Below are 16013 nucleotides of genomic sequence, written 5' to 3' on the forward strand. Positions count from 1 at the left end.
CCCAACGCCGTAGGCCTGGTGGACCAGGAACTGCTCGCCCTTGCAGTGGACTCAGGAGCGATTGCCTCCGAAGGACAGTGGACAGCCAACGCAGACCTCGTCATGAAGACCCCTGCCACCGTGGCAGCCGGCAACTACACCGCCAAACTCACCCTATCCCTGTTCGAATAATTGCGCTGAAGGTATCTTCATCCCATGAGGCTCCCATTCTCAGGGCAGGCGGGCTCTGGTGCCCTGCAGCGGCTATTCGTTGTCATGTACCTCGTTGTGGCAGTACTGCTCGCAAGCGTCGCTTCTGCGTCGGCTGGATTTGCTACTACCGGTGATCCCACGGAAAGCCCGGTCACCTGGTCCGTGACTCCCGCCGACGCCTCCGGCCCTGATGGCCGCTCGTGGGTGGAACTTGAGGTCGATTCCGGGGTGAGCGTGGATGAACATTTGGCGGTCAGAAACCTCAGCGACAGGGAAGTCACTTTCTCCCTCACTGCGGCCGACGGGTACTTCACTCCTACAGGGCGTTTCAATATGCTTCCTGGTGACAAACAGTCGGTAGCTGCAGGTACCTGGATCTCTATGGACAAGACGGTCACCGTAGCGGCGGGAGGTACCGCCGTCGTGCCGTTCAAGGTGACGGTCCCGGACAACGCGACACCAGGCGACCATGCAGCGGGCATAGCTGCCTCGATCTATTCACAGGGCGGCTCGGACGGGACGCAACTGGGCGTGGAAAGCCGCGTTGGGTTCCGTGTCATGACCCGGGTGAAGGGAGAGGTCAAACCTGCGCTCAGCATGAAGGCAACCGCGAGCTACGATACGTCGTGGAATCCCCTGGAACCAGGATCCGCTGACCTTACCGTTGACCTGGAGAATACGGGCAACGTCCGACTTTCGGTGGACCCCTACACCATGATCAATGACGCCCGGTGGCCAGCTGCCGGGACCGAAGAAGCCAGAACCCTCGAATTGCTGCCCGGGGACCGTCGAACCGTCAGCATCCACGTACCTGGTGTGTGGCCGCTGGGCATCATGACCTTGCCGGTGACGGTCTCGCAAGGGGTGATTGCCCCTGACGGGGCCACCCAATCGCTGGATCCAGTGCAGGAAAGCGTGACGCTATGGGCGATTCCCTGGCCGCAGCTTGCCATCTTTGTTGCTTTGTTGCTTCTGTTTGGGGGCCTTTTCTGGGGGCGCCGGCGGCGGAAGAAGGAAGTGGCACGGCTGCTCGAAGAGGCCCGCGAGGCCGGACGTCGGGAAGCGGGAACCCCCTGATACCGGGGTGCTTGCCGCCCTCTCGTAAAAGTGCCGGAATGCAGCAAAAATACCCTTGTCAAACCACCGCTGTTTACGTAAACTTCTTGCAACTCAATGTTTACGTGAACATTCACAAGAATGTTGATTAGATCCGGCGACTTTCTGCCTCCACAGGCCCACACTTGAGCTATCTCACGGTGCGCATGCGGATGTTGGACAGTCTCACGAAGAACCACGATCCAAAGGAGTAATCATGGCTGTAAATCTTGGCCCGTTCCAGGCGGCGGAAGGCGCCGGTCCAGGACGGCGAACCTTCCTCAAAACACTTGGAGTCGGCGCCGTAGCCGCCTCCGGCATTCCCTTGCTGTCTGCATGCACGGGTGGTTCCGGTCCTGCCCCTGGTGCTTCATCAAAAAGCCTCACCTTCGGCTCGGGTTCATCGGACGAAGTTCCCCGTGCTGCCTACAAGGCAGTAACGGACGCCTTCACCAAAAAATCGGGCTTCGACGTGGTGACCAACGTGGTTCCCCACAACGACTTCCAGAACAAGATCAACTCCTACCTGCAGGGCAGCCCGGATGAGTCCTTCACCTGGTTTGCCGGTTACCGCATGCAGTACTACGCAGAGAAGGGCCTTCTGGCTCCCGTCGACGATGTGTGGGAAAAGATCGGCGGCAACTTCTCCGACGCCATCAAGAAGGCGTCCACCGGCCCCGACGGCAAGATGTACTTGGTCCCCAACTACAACTACCCGTGGGGCTTCTTCTACCGGAAGAGCTTCTGGGCGGAAAAGGGCTACTCAGTTCCCGCTACCTTCGATGAGCTGACCACGCTCGCTGCCAAGATGAAGGCCGATGGCATCATTCCGATCGGCTTTGCCGACAAGGACGGCTGGCCCGCCATGGGCACTTTCGACTATATCAACATGCGCCTCAACGGGTACCAGTTCCACATCGACCTGACCGCGCACAAGGAGAGCTGGGACCAGAAGAAGGTCAGCGACGTCTTCGATACCTGGAAAGCACTCCTGCCGTTCCAGGACCCCGCAGCACTGGGGCAGACCTGGCAGGACGCAGCCAAAGCCCTCGAGGCCAAAAAGACCGGCATGTATCTCCTGGGCTCATTCGTGACGCAGCAGTTCACGGATCCCGCAGTACTGGCGGACATCGACTTCTTCCCGTTCCCGGAAATCGCCATGGAGGGAACTGACGCTGTTGAAGCGCCGATCGATGGCCTGCTGCTGTCGAAGAAGGGTGGCGAGAACCAGGCCGCCCGCGACTACCTTGCCTTCATGGGAACCCCGGAGGGCCAGGATGCTTACGCGGCCGTAGATACTTCCAACATCGCGACGGCCAAGGGCGCTGACACGTCCAAGTACTCTGCTCTGAACAAGAAGTGTGCGGACACCATTGCCAACGCCAAGTACATCAGCCAGTTCCTGGATCGCGACGCTTTGCCTGCCATGGCCAACAACGTCATGATTCCGGCACTTCAGTCCTTCATTAAGGATGGAAGCGTCGACGTGAAGAACCTGGAAGCGCAGGCAAAGTCGCTCTACGCGGCCCAATAGCGCAGGACTGCCCTGGCCATACGGTTGCTGGTCAACCGGCCAGGCTTCCCGAGCAAGGGTCGGCCGCGGGTCACACCGCGGCCGGCCCCTGTGCGACGAATACCAAAGGAATTCCCATGAGTACCACAGCCGAAAAACCGGCCTCCCCGAACAGTGGGCCCCCTGCAGGCGGCGCCCAACGCGGGGCAGCACACGCCTCGCCGGCAACAGCCGGAAGAACGCGCAAGAAGTCCAGGAAGGTCCGCCGCCTGAGTCGCAGGGACAAAATCGTCCTTGGCATCATGGTGGGCCTTCCAACGCTCATTCAGCTGCTGTTCGTTTGGTTGCCCACCCTGGCCTCTATTGGACTGAGCTTCACCCGATGGAACGGGCTGGACTTGGCCGACATCAAGTCTGCCGGGACGGAAAACTATGAGTTCATCAGCCAGAACTACCCCCCGTTCTGGCCGGCCATGCAGCACAACGTGCTGTGGCTGGCTTTCCTGGCCCTGATCGCAACGCCGCTGGGCCTTCTGCTCGCTGTGCTCCTGGACCAGAAGATCCGGGGAAGCAAGATCTACCAGAGCATCTTCTTCACGCCCGTCATGCTCTCCCTGGCATTGATCGGTATCATCTGGCAGCTCTTCTACAACCGCGACAGCGGTCTGCTGAACTTCCTGCTCGGTACGGCCGGCACGCCCCAGGCCGTGGACTGGTTCGGCGACTCGAACGTCAACATCTGGGCCGCCATGATCGCAGCTACGTGGCGCCACGCAGGCTACGTCATGATCCTTTACTTGGCTGGCCTGAAGGGTGTGGACCCTGCCCTCAGGGAAGCAGCGTCGATTGACGGCGCCAATGCTGTCCAGACCTTCTTCCGCGTTGTCTTCCCCGCTATGCGCCCGGTCAACATCGTGATCGTGGTCATCACCATCATTGAGTCCCTCCGCGCCTTTGACATTGTCTATGTCATCAACCGCGGCACCAACGGGCTTGAACTGCTCAGCGCCTTGGTGATCCAAAACCTGATCGGTGAAGGACAGGTGATCGGCGTCGGTTCAGCATTGGCCGTGGTATTGCTGGTGATTTCCCTGGTGCCGATTGTCTTCTACCTCATCCGCACCTTCGGCAAGGAGAAAGAGGCATGAGCACCATCGCCCGTACCCTTCCTGTCCAGACCGGCAGGACCGGCAAGACCGGCAAACGCCACTATGGCACTCACATCTTCCTCATTGTCATGGCCGCCATCTGGTTGGTACCGCTGGTCTGGTCGCTCTATACGGCGCTCCGTCCCAAAGAGGACACCGACAAATACGGCTACTTCAGCTTCGGGGGCAGCTTCGGCTTCGAAAACTTCGTCCAGGCTTGGAACCAGGGAGGATTCTCTAAGTACTTCCTGAACTCGGTCCTGATCACGGTTCCCACCGTCCTGCTGACGCTCCTCTTCGCGTCCATGATGGCTTTCGCAGTATCGCGAGTGAGCTGGAAGTTCAACATCACGCTGCTGATTATGTTCACCGCGGGTAACCTCCTGCCACCCCAGGTCCTTGCGGCACCGCTGTTTGAGATGTTCAAGCACGTTTCCTTGCCGTACTCAATCAGTGACTCCGGCAACCTGCTCAATACCTATATAGCCGTCATCATTGTGGACACTGCATTCCAGATCGGCTTCTGCACCTTTGTGCTCTCCAATTACATGAAGGCCCTGCCGCAAGACCTGACGGAAGCTGCGTTGGTGGACGGCGCTGGTATCTGGCGGCAGTACTGGAACATCATCATGCCCCTCTGCCGTCCGGCACTCGCAGCCTTGGGCACACTGCAAGTCATCTTCATCTACAACGACTTCTTCTGGCCGTTGCTGTTCATCCAGAGCGGGGACAGGCTCCCGATCACCACCGCCATCAACAACCTTCAGGGGCAGTTCCTGAGCAACTACAACCTGATCGCGGCCGGCGCCATGATCACCCTGATTCCCACCATGATCATCTACCTGGTCCTGCAGCGACAGTTCGTGGCAGGGCTTACCCTGGGCGCAAGCAAGGGGTAGCAGTACTGAACGGCGTAGCTGCGGGGGAGGGTTACCCCTTATCCGCAGCTACGCGCTTTTTCCGGGCCGCCGGACGCGCACTGACTGCAGGAGCGGCAGTGCTTTTGCGCACCACCATACTGGTTGGCACAGTGGTGAAGTCATTCACCGATCCCGTGCCCGCAATTTGCTGAAGCAGGTTTTCGATGCTGAGGCGGCCCACCGCGTAGAAGTCCTGGTGGATGGTCGTCAAAGGCGGCCAGAAGGACGTGGACTCGTCCAGGTCGTCGAATCCCACAATGCTGACATCTTCCGGAATGTTCCGGCCCTGTTCATGCAAAGCACGCATGGCCCCCAGCGCCATTTGGTCATTGGCCGCAAAGATGGCGGTGACATCCGGGTTGCCCGCGAGCTCCAGTCCGATTTGGTAGCCGGATTCCGTGGACCAGTCGCCATGGGGGACCGGAGGGGCCTCAATACCGGCTTCTTCCAAAGTCCGCTTCCAGGATTCTTCCCGGTGCGTCGCCGAGAAGGAGGTGGTGGGTCCACCGATATGCCACACCTGTTGGTGGCCAAGGTCGAGCAGGTGCTGCGTGGCGAACCGTGCACCCTGGGCTTGGTCGGTATCGACCATTGGATAACCGAAGCCGGCGTTGGAATCGATGACCACGGCCGGGAGGTCCTTGGGGAGCACTATGTCAGCGTCATCCAGCAAGTGGGCTTCGAAGATGACGACCACTCCGTCCACTTGCTGTTCCCGCAGTCTTTCGTAGGCCCCGGAGACGGTTCCGGTGGTGGGATCTTGCACAGGGATCAGGGTCACTGAATAGCCAGCCCGTGAGGCAGCCGTGGCGATGGCATCCAGGGTGCGCATGTTGCCGAAGCTGGAGAGGGTGAACATGATGACGCCGATGGATTTGAACTGGCCGCTCTTCAGCGCACGCGCCGCACGGTTGGGCCTGTAGCCGAGCTGCTTCATCGCGTCCAGGACCCGGTTCTTGGTGGTCTCTTCGACGTTGCTGAGCCCGTTGGAAACCCGGGAAACAGTTTGCGCCGAGACACCCGCGACCTTGGCCACGTCCCCAATAGAGGGACCCCGCGTTGCACGCTTCTTGGCCCCAGGTTTCCCGCACTCCTCGGCCGGGAGCCCCGGAGACTTGTTGGCTGCGTTCTTTTGATCCATGTTCACCTAAACAAGGTACTGTTTTCCCCCAGCTAATGTCGGGGAACATGACCTAATGTCATCAAAAAGGTCTCCCGGTGGCGCCACTTCCAGGAATTCCAGCCTCACCATAGGTCCTGGCTTCGGACGCGTGACCCCGCGCGCAGCACCGATGCTTGTCGTCGACTGCACGGGTGATCGTAATTGGTCTATTGACTTTCAAGGGCCACCACCCTTCAATGTTTACGTAATCACTCGTCAGTGCAGACGATTGACGGGCGTTGGTGGGGCAGTGCCTGACAGCTAATCGCTGCACCATCAGCACCCTAGAGATCGTGAGAACCACTTCATGGCACACCATCTACGTCTGTGGGCGGGAGTCGCGGCTACGGCCGTGGCGCTGACCGGCACAGTCTTATCCAGCGCCCCCGTGATTGCCGCCGAGGCACCCATAGCCAAGACCCTGATCATCGGGGTTGACGGAGCAGCCTTCGATTTTCTGGGCCTGGCAGAGATGCCCCGGCTGGATGCGCTGCGTGCACAGGGCACAACATCGGTCAGCAATCTGTATACCTGGCCAATGGCCGCGACGTCGTCGGGGCCGGGTTGGGCGTCCATCGCTACGGGCGTCTGGCCAGACAAGCACAACGTCGTGGACAACGGGTTTGGCTCGCCACAATTCGGCGCTTACCCTGACTACCTGACGCGCATCAACGCGGCCTCGCCGTCACGCAATACTGCGGCGATGGGGATGTGGGGGCCCATTACAACCAACATCTTCGGTCCGGGCGTGGACGTGCGGACGAAGTTCTCCACTGATGCGGAGACAACGACAGCCGCAGTCGACGCAATCTCCACCGGCTCAGTGGACGATCTCTTCTTCTACCTGGAGGATGTCGACACAGCGGGGCACAGTGTGGGTACCAATGGGGCTGGCTATGGTGCGGCTCTTGCCAGCGCGGACGCGAGGATTGGTCAGGTCATGGACGCGGTGGCAGCGCGCCCGGCGAACGAGGAATGGACGGTAGTTGTCACCACCGACCACGGTCACACCCCCACGGGAGGCCACGGCGGAAGTTCCGCGGTGGAGCGGCGTGTATTCACCACGATGGTCGGAAAGGGAATCGCCGCAAACGTCACCCGCTACGACGCCAAGCTTGTGGACGTTGCCCCCACCATCATGGCCGCCGCGGGCGTGCCTGTGAAGTCTGAATGGAATCTCGACGGAACATCCATTGGCAACCTCACCCAGGACGCCTTCGACTCCCTGCGCCCAGTGCTTCAGCCCCGCGTTGATGAGACCGCGATCCCAGCGGGCACTCTTGGCTGGACAAAGACGACGCCTGACGGCTGGTCAATCGACAACTCGGCAATGCCCACAGGTGGGACTGCAGAGTGGCGCGGCTGGACCTTTGCCACGGATGACTTCTGGACAGCAGCCCAACTCGACCAGCGCCGTGAAACCACGGTACGTGGCCGCGACGTGATCGCGGTAGCTGACTCGGACGAATGGGACGACAAACAGCACGCATCCGGTCAGTTCGACTCGACGCTGGTCAGCCCCGCCTTTCCCGTTGCAGGCCTGCGACGAGCGAGCCTTAGCTACGCCACCAACTACGCCATCAATGGTCCGCAGTCAGCCACGGTCACAGTAACCTTCGACACCGGGGCCACCCAGACGCTCAAGAGCTACTCCGCGGCTACGAATGCCGTCGAGAAACTGCCCTTCACCGTGCCCGCAGGAGCCACCACGGCGCAATTCAGGTTCCGCTACACGGGGCAGAACAGTTTGTTCTGGGCCGTGGATGCGGTGGGCATCCAGGACGCGATCAAGGCCTCCGACATCCGCTACGTGGTCAACGCCGGCGGACAGCAGACATCTGACTGGCTCTCGCTGACCGGGGCGGCTGCCCAGGACGGTGGTCTGCTCAACAGCGCGGCCGATCAACCCTTCGGCGCAGACCCGGCCAGCGGAGCCCCCTGGGGATACGAAAGCACCGGCAGCGGGAGCAGCGGCACAACCAGCGGAAACATGTTCTCAACCCTGCGGTACGCCGTGTCCGGCCGCGACCTGACCTACCGCTTCGGAAACCTTCAGCCCGGCAAATACACGGTTCACGCAGGCTATGCCGATCCCTGGTCCTGGGACAACCGTGGCGCCAAGGTAACCATTAACAACGAGATCCGCGAAGCCGACCACGACTACTCATCGGAGAACCAGACCGTAGCCTACGGCAACGTCACCGTCGGCGAGAACGGCCAACTCACCTTCACGCTCAGCAAGACGCGCACCTCTGACGTGCAGTTGAGCTGGCTCATCGTCAGTGACGCGAACCCTGGAGAAACCAGTACCCCGCCCACACACTCGGCCACCACCACCATGCGCTGCATCGGAAATAAGGCCTACCTCACGGTCTCCGTGCAGAACACCACGACCGAAGCTCTGACCATCGCCGTTGACACTGCCTATGGGACCAAGTCCTTTCCCGGAGTAGCCCCAGGAAAGAGTTCTTCGATCGCCTTCAACAGCCGCACTGCAGTGCTCCCGGCTGGCTCCGTCAGTGTCACATCGGGCGCAACGAGTGAGTCTGCAGGCTTCACCTCGACAGTTCCGTACACCGGCACCAGCTGCCCATAAGCAGCCCGGCTGCCTCAGCAGGCCAGCACGGTCGCGTTGCCCTAATGGGCCGGCGCGGCCGTGCTTTTGCGCACCATGAGGCGGGTCGGCACCGTGGTGACGACGCTGGCCGGGGTGTTTCCGGCGATCTGCTGAAGCAGCTTTTCAATGCTCAGCCGGCCAACTGCGAGGAAGTCTTGCCGGATGGTGGTCAGCGGAGGCCAGAAGGAGGTGGATTCCTCGAGGTCATCAAATCCCACAACGCTGACATCCTCCGGGATGAGGCGTCCAAGTTCATGAAGGGCCCGCATTGCCCCGAGCGCCATCTGATCGTTCGCGGCGAAGATTGCGGTGACTTCCCGATTGCGGCCAAGCTCCATCCCGACCTGATATCCGGATTCGGTGGACCAATCTCCATGAAGGACGGTGGGCGCTTCGATGCCTGCCGCGTCCAGCGTCCGTCTCCAGGACTCTTCCCGGTGCCTGGCTGAAAAGGAGGACACCGGGCCCCCTATGTGCCAAACCTGCTGGTGGCCTAGATCGAGGAGGTGCTTGGTAGCAAAGCGTGCACCTTCGGCTTGGTCTGTGTCCACCATGGGATAGCCGTAACCGGGGCTTGAGTCGATGACCACAGCGGGGAGGTCCTCGGGCAACGTAATGTCCGCACGATCAAACAGATGCGCCTCAAAGATGATGACCACCCCGTCCACATCCTGTTCCTTCAGCCGGTTGTAGGCGCCTGTCACGGTACCTGTAGTGGGATCGTGGAGGGGGATGAGGTTCACCGAGTATCCGGCCTGTGAGGCCGCGGTGGCGATGGCATCCAGGGTGCGTCTGTTGCCGTAGGTCGAGAGATTGAACATGATGACGCCAATGGATTTGAACTGACCGCTCTTGAGTGCGCGTGCAGCCCTGTTGGGCCGATAGCCCAGTTGTTTCATGGCGTCCAGCACCCGCTGCTTGGTCTTTTCTTCAACATTCGTCAGGCCGTTGGATACGCGGGAGACGGTCTGGGCGGAAACCCCAGCTGCTCGTGCAACATCGCCGATTGAGGGGCCGCGGGCAGCCCGGGCACTCCTGACCGAGGGCGAATCGCTGTAGTGCGACGTGCTGGCCGGGCTAACGCTGTCTGCGGCATCCTCTTGTATGTTCACCTAAACATGCTAATCTTCTTTCAAGAATGTTTGCGTAAACATAGCGAGAAAAGAAGAATTCATCATGACAACGACGTCGCCCGTGGCCGACGCTCCACCCTTGGTCCAATCCCGCAAGCGCGCAGGTCGATGGATGGGGTGGGCATTTGTGGGCCCGTTCATGGCTGTCTTCCTGCTGGTATTCGTGGCTCCAGTCCTCTACGCGTTCTACCTGAGCCTCTTCCAGAACCAGATGGTGGGCGGCGACAAGTTCGTTGGGGGAGCCAACTATCTTCAGGCTCTTGGCGATCCCCAGTTCTGGGACTCCGTGATCAGGGTGGCCGTCTTCCTGGTGGTCCAGGTCCCCATCATGTTGTTCCTCGCCCTTTTCGCGGCCTTGGCACTGGACAGCGGGCGTCTGCGCGCGTCGTCGTTCTTCCGTATTTCGGTGTTCCTTCCGTACGCAGTTCCGGCGGTAGTCGCGACACTGATGTGGGGATTCATCTATGGCCCACGGTTTGGCCTGTTCGGCAGCATCAACGACTTCTTCGGGCTGAACCTTGCAGAGCCCCTTTCCTCCAGCTGGATCCTCGCCTCGATCGGGAATATCAACACCTGGGAGTTCACCGGGTACAACATGTTGATCTTCTATTCGGCGCTGAAGGTCATCCCTGCGGAACTTTATGAGGCAGCAAACCTGGACGGAGCAGGCACGTTCCGGGTGATCCGGAGCATCAAGCTTCCCTCCATCCGCGGGGCCATCGGCATTGCGAGCATCTTTTCGGTCATCGGCAGCTTCCAGTTGTTCAACGAGCCGAACATCCTCAAGGCGTTGGCACCAAACTCCATCAGTTCCTACTTCACGCCGAACATGTACGCGTTCAACCTCTCGTTTGCAGGCCAGCAGTTCAACTACGCCGCTGCGATCTCCATCATCATGGGCGTCCTGACGGTGTTTGTTGCCTACGTCGTCCAGCTCTCCGGCTCGCGAAAGGATGCCTAGCCCATGTCCGTACGTTTGAGCCCAGCCCATTCCAGCGATACCGCGCCCAAACCGTCACCGGCGGTGAGGCACCGGCGGTCACCTGCACCCAGGTTGAACACCCGGCGCCACGGGGTCAGCCGGAAGCGCTCGTCCGTCCTGCTCACCATCCTGATGGGGGTCATGGCAGTGTACGCACTGCTTCCCTTGTTCTGGTTGCTGGTCAACTCCACCAAGACGCAAACCTCCCTTTTCAGCTCCTTCGGCCTGTGGTTCTCGGGGGACTTCGCACTGTGGGACAACGTCGTGGGTACCCTGACCTACAACGACGGCGAATTCCTGCGCTGGCTTGCCAACACCGTGCTCTATGTCGTGGTGGGTGCCGGCGGGGCAACATTCCTTGCCACCCTGGCCGGTTATGGACTGGCCAAGTTCGATTTCCCCGGCAAGCGCGGCGTCTTCGCGGTGGTCCTGGGAGCGGTAGCTATTCCGGGCACTGCCCTTGCCGTTCCGACGTTCCTCATGTTCAGCCAGATGGGGCTTACCAACACCCCGTGGTCGGTCATTATTCCGTCCCTGATCAGCCCGTTCGGGCTCTACCTGGTGTGGATCTATGCCCTCGAGTCCGTCCCCACGGAAGTTCTGGAAGCAGCGCGCATGGACGGGGCCGGGGAGTTCCGCACGTTCTTCACCATCTCCTTGCGAATGCTGGCTCCCGGCTTCATCACGGTCCTTTTGTTCACGGTGGTGGCCACCTGGAACAACTACTTCCTCCCCTTGATCATGTTGAGCCAATCAACCTGGTACCCGCTCACTGTGGGGCTCAACAGCTGGAACGCCCAAGCGACTACGGCCGGAGGCGAGGCCATCTACAACCTCGTCATCACCGGATCATTCCTCACCATCGTGCCCATCGTGGGGGCGTTCCTCTTCCTCCAGCGCTTCTGGCAGTCAGGACTGTCTGCGGGAAGCGTCAAGTAGAAGACCCGACGACGGCGACCTCCCGCCGTCGTAAATCTCCAAACCGCATCTGAAAGGCACTCATTCAATGAAGAACAACCATCGCTTACGGCGGGTGGCCACTGCCGCCCTGGCGGCCAGCCTCCTGGTAGGCGGACTCGCGGCCTGCAGTGGCTCCGGAACAACCGCAAGCGCCGGTGCCGAAGGCGCCAGCGCCGCCGACATCGCCAAGGCGTTGGACACGGAGACCACCCTCACGGTGTGGGGCTGGGCTCCGCAGCTCGAACCGATCGTGGAGGCCTTCGAAGCCAAGTACCCCAAGGTCAACGTCAACCTGGAAAACGTGGGAACGGGCAACGCCCACTACACCAAGCTGCAGAACGCCGTTAAGGCCGGAAGCGGTGCTCCGGACGTTGCACAGATCGAATACAACGCCCTGCCGCAGTTCGCCCTGTCCGATTCCCTGGTAAACCTGAAGGACTTCGGTGCCGAGGAGCTCAAGGACAACTACACGGCCTCCACCTGGGGTTCGGTGAACCTCAACGGTGGCGTCTACGCACTCCCGCAGGACTCAGGTCCCATGGCGATGTTCTACCGGGCGGATGTCTTCGAAAAGCATGGCATCAGCATCCCCACCACCTGGGATGAGTACGTTGAAGCCGGCAAGAAGCTCCACGCTGCTGACCCCAAGGCTTACATCACCAACGACACCGGCGATGCGGGCTTCACCACCAGCATGATCTGGCAGGCCGGCGGCAAGCCCTACACGCTCGACGGAAGCACCAAGGTAGCCGTTGATCTCCAGGATGAAGGCGCCAAGAAGTGGACCGGCACCTGGAACCAGCTCCTCAAGGACGATCTGGTTGCCCCTGTCACCAGCTGGAGCGACGAGTGGTACAAAGGCCTCTCGGACGGCAGCATTGCCACGCTGATCATCGGTGCGTGGATGCCCGCCAACCTGGAATCGGGTGCGGCAGGTGCCAGCGGTCAGTGGCGTGTCGCGCCCATGCCCACCTACGAAAAGGGCGCAGCCGCAACGGCTGAAAACGGCGGCGGCGGCGACGCCGTCATGAAGCAGAGCAAGAACAAGGCGGCAGCTTACGGCTTCCTTCAGTTCGCGAACGGTCCCGAAGGGTCCAAGATCCACGCTGCGAACGGCGGATTCCCCTCCACCACGGCTGATCTTGAGAGCGATTCATTCCTGAACGCCGAGAACGCTTACTTCGGCGGCCAGAAGATCAACAAGGTCCTGGTGCAGGCTTCGAAGGACGTGGTGCCGGGTTGGAGCTACCTTCCCTTCCAGACCTACGCCAACAGCATCTACAGCGACACCGTTGGCCAGGCTTACGGCTCCAAGGGTGACCTGAACGACGGCTTGAAGGCTTGGCAAGACGCCACCGCCAAGTACGGACAGCAGCAAGGCTTCACCGTTACCACCAAGTAAGACCGTGGCGCGGGTCCGGGGCCGCACTCTCCGGCCCTGGACTCCCGCTCCACCATTTCAGATTGGATTTTCCCTATGCCAACCTTCACCATCGGCGAGCAGGACTTCATGCTCGACGGTCATCCCCATCGGGTTCTCTCCGGCGCTTTGCACTACTTCCGCGTCCATCCGGATCAGTGGGCGGACCGTATCCGGAAGGCCCGGCAAATGGGGCTCAACACCATCGAGACCTACATTCCGTGGAACGCCCATGCTCCGTCCCCGGAGGTCTTCTACACCTCAGGTGGCTTGGACCTGGGACGCTTCCTGGACCTGGTCGCAGCTGAAGGGATGCACGCGATCGTTCGCCCTGGACCGTACATTTGTGCGGAGTGGGACAACGGCGGTCTTCCTGCCTGGCTGTTTGACCGCGGCGCTGCGGCCATCCGTGTCGATGATCCCGTGTACATGGCAGCCCTCACCGAGTATCTCGAGCAGCTCGCACCAATCTTGGTTCCGCGTCAGATAGACGCCGGCGGTCCTATCATCCTGATCCAGATTGAGAACGAATATGGAGCTTACGGCGCCGACCGGTTCTATCTGGAGAAACTGGTGAAGGTTAACCGCGAAATCGGTCTGACCGTCCCGTTTACCACTGTGGATCAGCCCCAGGACGACATGCTGGCCAACGGCAGCCTGCCGGAACTGCACAAGACAGGCTCTTTCGGTTCCCGTTCAGCAGAGCGGCTTGAGATACTTCGCCGCCACCAACCCACCGGGCCCCTGATGTGTTCTGAATTCTGGGTGGGATGGTTCGACCACTGGGGCGCGCACCATCACACCACCACCGTGGCGCAGTCTGCCAAGGATCTGGATGTGCTGCTGGGGCTCGGCGCTTCCGTGAACATCTACATGTTCCACGGTGGCACCAACTTTGGCCTCACCAACGGCGCAAATGACAAAGGCGTCTACCAGCCAATCGTCACCAGTTACGACTACGACGCCCCTTTGGACGAAGCCGGTAACCCGACGGCGAAGTACTGGGCGTTCCGTGACGTCATTGCCAAGTACGCGAAGCTCAACGACGACGACGTTCCGGCACCGCCCCAGCTCGGTTCAGCCCAGTCCGTAAACCTGACGCAATCACTACCCCTGTGGGATTGCCTGGACCGGCTCGGGAAGTGGACCTCGCACGAGGGGATCCGTTCCCACGACGAACTTGGGCACTACTCCGGTTTCACTCTCTACCGCACCGGCATCGAGGTTTCCGGTCCCGCTGTGCTGGAGTTCGACGAGGTTCGTGACCGTGCGCAGGTATTCCTGAACAGGGTGCCGGTGGGAATCCTGTCCCGCGACCACCACGAAACGTCCTTGGCGCTGCCCCATGACGCGGTTGGCACCCTGGAGATCCTGGTGGAGGACCAGGGACGCGTGAATTACGGTCCACGCCTGGGGGAGCCGAAAGGCTTGATCGGACGTGCACGGATCAACGGAGAAACTCTCTGGAAATGGGACATCCTTCCGCTGGAACTCGATGACATCTCCCCGATTTCATCCGCGCTGGAGGAACAGCCTTCGCTTCCTGACGCGCCAGTTTCCGGACCGGTCGTTACCCACGGGACCTTTGACCTCCCAGGCGGTGGCGATACCTTCCTGTCCACCAAGGGCTGGACCAAGGGAGTGGTGTGGATCAACGGCTTCTGCCTAGGACGGTACTGGTCCCGAGGACCGCAGGCCACGCTCTACGTTCCCGGCCCCCTCCTGCGAAAGCACGGCAACACCATCACCATCCTTGAACTGCAAGCAGCCACCCACAGCTCCGTTTCCTTCGTGGCAAGCCACGATCTGGGCCACACGGAGTTCTGACCATGACACTGGCCCCCAAGCAAAGGACCCAACTTCCATGAGCGCTTTCCCTGTCAGCCCGCCACGCCCACCGAACGATGCAGCTCCGACGGGCCGGCAGTTCCGGATTTCCTCCGAACCGGGAGCAGATGGCCACGTGGTGACGGCGGTCATCACGGAGCTCGGTGGCACCATCCGCAGCCTCACTGTGGACGGCGAGCCGGTGATCGAGGAGTTTCCCGAGTTCGGGCTCCCCAAACACTGCGAGGGCGAGATCTTGATTCCTTGGCCCAACAGGGTCCGGGACGGGCGATGGTCGCATGACGGGAAAGACCTTCAGCTAGCCATCAGCGAGCCCGAGCGCGGCAACGCCATTCATGGCCTGGTCAGATTGCGTCCCCATACGCTGGTTCGCCGGTCCGCCAGCGAGTTGACTCTTCAGGTCCGGATCTACCCGAGCGAGGGCTACCCCTTCGCCTTGGATGTGGAGACGACATATGCGGTATCTCCGCAGGGACTCAAGGTCACTCATGCGTTGACTAACAAGTCAGCCGAGCCCGCCCCTGCGGCCATTGGTTCACACCCGTACCTGCGCGTGGGTGCTACGCCGACGGAGGACGTCTCACTGACCGTCAACGCCGCCTCTTACGTGGTGGTCGACGAGCGTCTGAATCCCGTCGGCATCTCCCTGGTGTCCGGGACGCCCATGGATCTGTCCGCAGGGCCAAAGGTGGGCTGGCTGCAACTGGACACAGCATTCCTGGATCTCACCCCGGCGCCGGACGGAATGTACCGGCACCTCCTGGAGGCGCCCAACGGAGACGCCGTGGAGGTCTGGGGAGATGCCAACTATCAGTATGCGCAGGTTTACACCACGACGACGTATCCAGCGGGAGGCCACCGGACCGCCGTGGCGGTGGAACCCATGACGGCGCTTCCCGACGCCTTCAACTCCGGTGCCGGCCTGCGCTGGCTTGAACCGGGGGAGGAATGGATTTCAACCTGGGGAATTTCGCAGCGTATCAGCCGTGCACACGGCACGAACCACAGAGGAGAGAACTGACT

The 16013-nt window shown here is 60.9% G+C and carries 13 protein-coding genes; 10 read left to right on the forward strand and 3 right to left on the reverse strand.

Annotated features, from left to right (window positions below; genetic code table 11):
- Positions 1-195 precede the first annotated feature (195 nt).
- The 4 genes from ACR30Z_RS22200 (at position 196) to ACR30Z_RS22215 (ending at position 4847) form a co-directional block, all read left to right on the forward strand.
- Positions 196-1269 carry a COG1470 family protein gene (locus tag ACR30Z_RS22200; protein WP_434374624.1) on the forward strand — a complete coding sequence of 358 codons (1074 nt, stop codon included), beginning with the start codon at positions 196-198 and terminating at the stop codon, positions 1267-1269.
- Positions 1270-1504: 235 nt separating this feature from the next.
- On the forward strand, positions 1505-2821 hold the full coding sequence (locus ACR30Z_RS22205; RefSeq protein ID WP_434374625.1) for an ABC transporter substrate-binding protein: 1317 nt from the start codon (positions 1505-1507) through the stop codon (positions 2819-2821).
- Positions 2822-2937: 116 nt separating this feature from the next.
- On the forward strand, positions 2938-3948 hold the full coding sequence (locus ACR30Z_RS22210) for a carbohydrate ABC transporter permease (protein WP_231341685.1): 1011 nt from the start codon (positions 2938-2940) through the stop codon (positions 3946-3948).
- Complete coding sequence (locus tag ACR30Z_RS22215) at positions 3945-4847, forward strand: carbohydrate ABC transporter permease (protein WP_091465792.1); 903 nt, start codon at positions 3945-3947, stop codon at positions 4845-4847. Before ACR30Z_RS22210 ends, ACR30Z_RS22215 begins: the two co-directional genes overlap by 4 nt.
- 31 nt (positions 4848-4878) lie before the next feature.
- Here ACR30Z_RS22215 and ACR30Z_RS22220 read toward each other — a convergent pair whose 3' ends face one another.
- Positions 4879-6009 (reverse strand): LacI family DNA-binding transcriptional regulator, encoded by a 1131-nt coding sequence (locus tag ACR30Z_RS22220; RefSeq protein ID WP_434374640.1) that lies wholly within the window; start codon positions 6007-6009, stop codon positions 4879-4881.
- Between the two features lie 328 nt (positions 6010-6337).
- On the opposite strand from ACR30Z_RS22220, the gene ACR30Z_RS22225 reads away from it, so the two are divergent.
- Entirely contained in the window at positions 6338-8626 is a 2289-nt protein-coding gene (locus ACR30Z_RS22225; RefSeq protein ID WP_434374626.1) for an alkaline phosphatase family protein, read from the forward strand.
- A gap of 41 nt (positions 8627-8667) precedes the next feature.
- On the opposite strand, the gene ACR30Z_RS22230 is transcribed toward ACR30Z_RS22225, so the two are convergent.
- Positions 8668-9759 carry a LacI family DNA-binding transcriptional regulator gene (locus ACR30Z_RS22230; RefSeq protein WP_434374627.1) on the reverse strand — a complete coding sequence of 364 codons (1092 nt, stop codon included), beginning with the start codon at positions 9757-9759 and terminating at the stop codon, positions 8668-8670.
- 64 nt (positions 9760-9823) lie between these two features.
- On the opposite strand from ACR30Z_RS22230, the gene ACR30Z_RS22235 reads away from it, so the two are divergent.
- Positions 9824-10741, forward strand: a complete 918-nt coding sequence (locus ACR30Z_RS22235) for a carbohydrate ABC transporter permease (RefSeq protein ID WP_434374628.1) — start codon at positions 9824-9826, stop codon at positions 10739-10741.
- On the opposite strand, the gene ACR30Z_RS22240 is transcribed toward ACR30Z_RS22235, so the two are convergent.
- Entirely contained in the window at positions 10738-10905 is a 168-nt protein-coding gene (locus ACR30Z_RS22240) for a hypothetical protein (RefSeq protein WP_434374642.1), read from the reverse strand. The two genes, ACR30Z_RS22235 and ACR30Z_RS22240, sit on opposite strands and share 4 nt — an antisense overlap.
- On the opposite strand from ACR30Z_RS22240, the gene ACR30Z_RS22245 reads away from it, so the two are divergent.
- The 4 genes from ACR30Z_RS22245 (at position 10895) to ACR30Z_RS22260 (ending at position 16011) form a co-directional block, all read left to right on the forward strand.
- Positions 10895-11701: a carbohydrate ABC transporter permease gene (locus ACR30Z_RS22245; protein ID WP_434374641.1), complete on the forward strand. Its 807-nt coding sequence runs from the start codon at positions 10895-10897 to the stop codon at positions 11699-11701. The genes ACR30Z_RS22240 and ACR30Z_RS22245 overlap by 11 nt on opposite strands.
- A 67-nt stretch (positions 11702-11768) precedes the next feature.
- Positions 11769-13124, forward strand: coding sequence for an ABC transporter substrate-binding protein (locus ACR30Z_RS22250; RefSeq protein ID WP_434374629.1), 1356 nt, complete (start codon positions 11769-11771; stop codon positions 13122-13124).
- 75 nt (positions 13125-13199) lie between these two features.
- Positions 13200-14969, forward strand: a complete 1770-nt coding sequence (locus tag ACR30Z_RS22255) for a glycoside hydrolase family 35 protein (protein ID WP_434374630.1) — start codon at positions 13200-13202, stop codon at positions 14967-14969.
- Positions 14970-15006: 37 nt separating this feature from the next.
- A complete protein-coding gene (locus ACR30Z_RS22260) occupies positions 15007-16011 on the forward strand; it encodes an aldose 1-epimerase family protein (RefSeq protein WP_434374631.1) in 1005 nt (334 codons plus the stop codon).
- Positions 16012-16013: the final 2 nt, after the last annotated feature.

It is taken from the genome of Paenarthrobacter sp. FR1, from assembly GCF_051106045.1.
GTDB lineage: Bacteria > Actinomycetota > Actinomycetes > Actinomycetales > Micrococcaceae > Arthrobacter > Arthrobacter nitroguajacolicus_A.

Coding starts and splice junctions, on each gene's coding strand:
- ACR30Z_RS22215 (WP_091465792.1), top strand. CDS start 3,945: ATGAGCACCATCGCCCGTACCCTTCCTGTCCAGACCGGCAGGACCGGC.
- ACR30Z_RS22255 (WP_434374630.1), top strand. CDS start 13,200: ATGCCAACCTTCACCATCGGCGAGCAGGACTTCATGCTCGACGGTCAT.
- ACR30Z_RS22245 (WP_434374641.1), top strand. CDS start 10,895: ATGGGGGTCATGGCAGTGTACGCACTGCTTCCCTTGTTCTGGTTGCTG.
- ACR30Z_RS22200 (WP_434374624.1), top strand. CDS start 196: ATGAGGCTCCCATTCTCAGGGCAGGCGGGCTCTGGTGCCCTGCAGCGG.
- ACR30Z_RS22250 (WP_434374629.1), top strand. CDS start 11,769: ATGAAGAACAACCATCGCTTACGGCGGGTGGCCACTGCCGCCCTGGCG.
- ACR30Z_RS22240 (WP_434374642.1), bottom strand. CDS start 10,905: ATGACCCCCATCAGGATGGTGAGCAGGACGGACGAGCGCTTCCGGCTG.
- ACR30Z_RS22220 (WP_434374640.1), bottom strand. CDS start 6,009: ATGGATCAAAAGAACGCAGCCAACAAGTCTCCGGGGCTCCCGGCCGAG.
- ACR30Z_RS22210 (WP_231341685.1), top strand. CDS start 2,938: ATGAGTACCACAGCCGAAAAACCGGCCTCCCCGAACAGTGGGCCCCCT.
- ACR30Z_RS22225 (WP_434374626.1), top strand. CDS start 6,338: ATGGCACACCATCTACGTCTGTGGGCGGGAGTCGCGGCTACGGCCGTG.
- ACR30Z_RS22235 (WP_434374628.1), top strand. CDS start 9,824: ATGACAACGACGTCGCCCGTGGCCGACGCTCCACCCTTGGTCCAATCC.
- ACR30Z_RS22205 (WP_434374625.1), top strand. CDS start 1,505: ATGGCTGTAAATCTTGGCCCGTTCCAGGCGGCGGAAGGCGCCGGTCCA.
- ACR30Z_RS22260 (WP_434374631.1), top strand. CDS start 15,007: ATGAGCGCTTTCCCTGTCAGCCCGCCACGCCCACCGAACGATGCAGCT.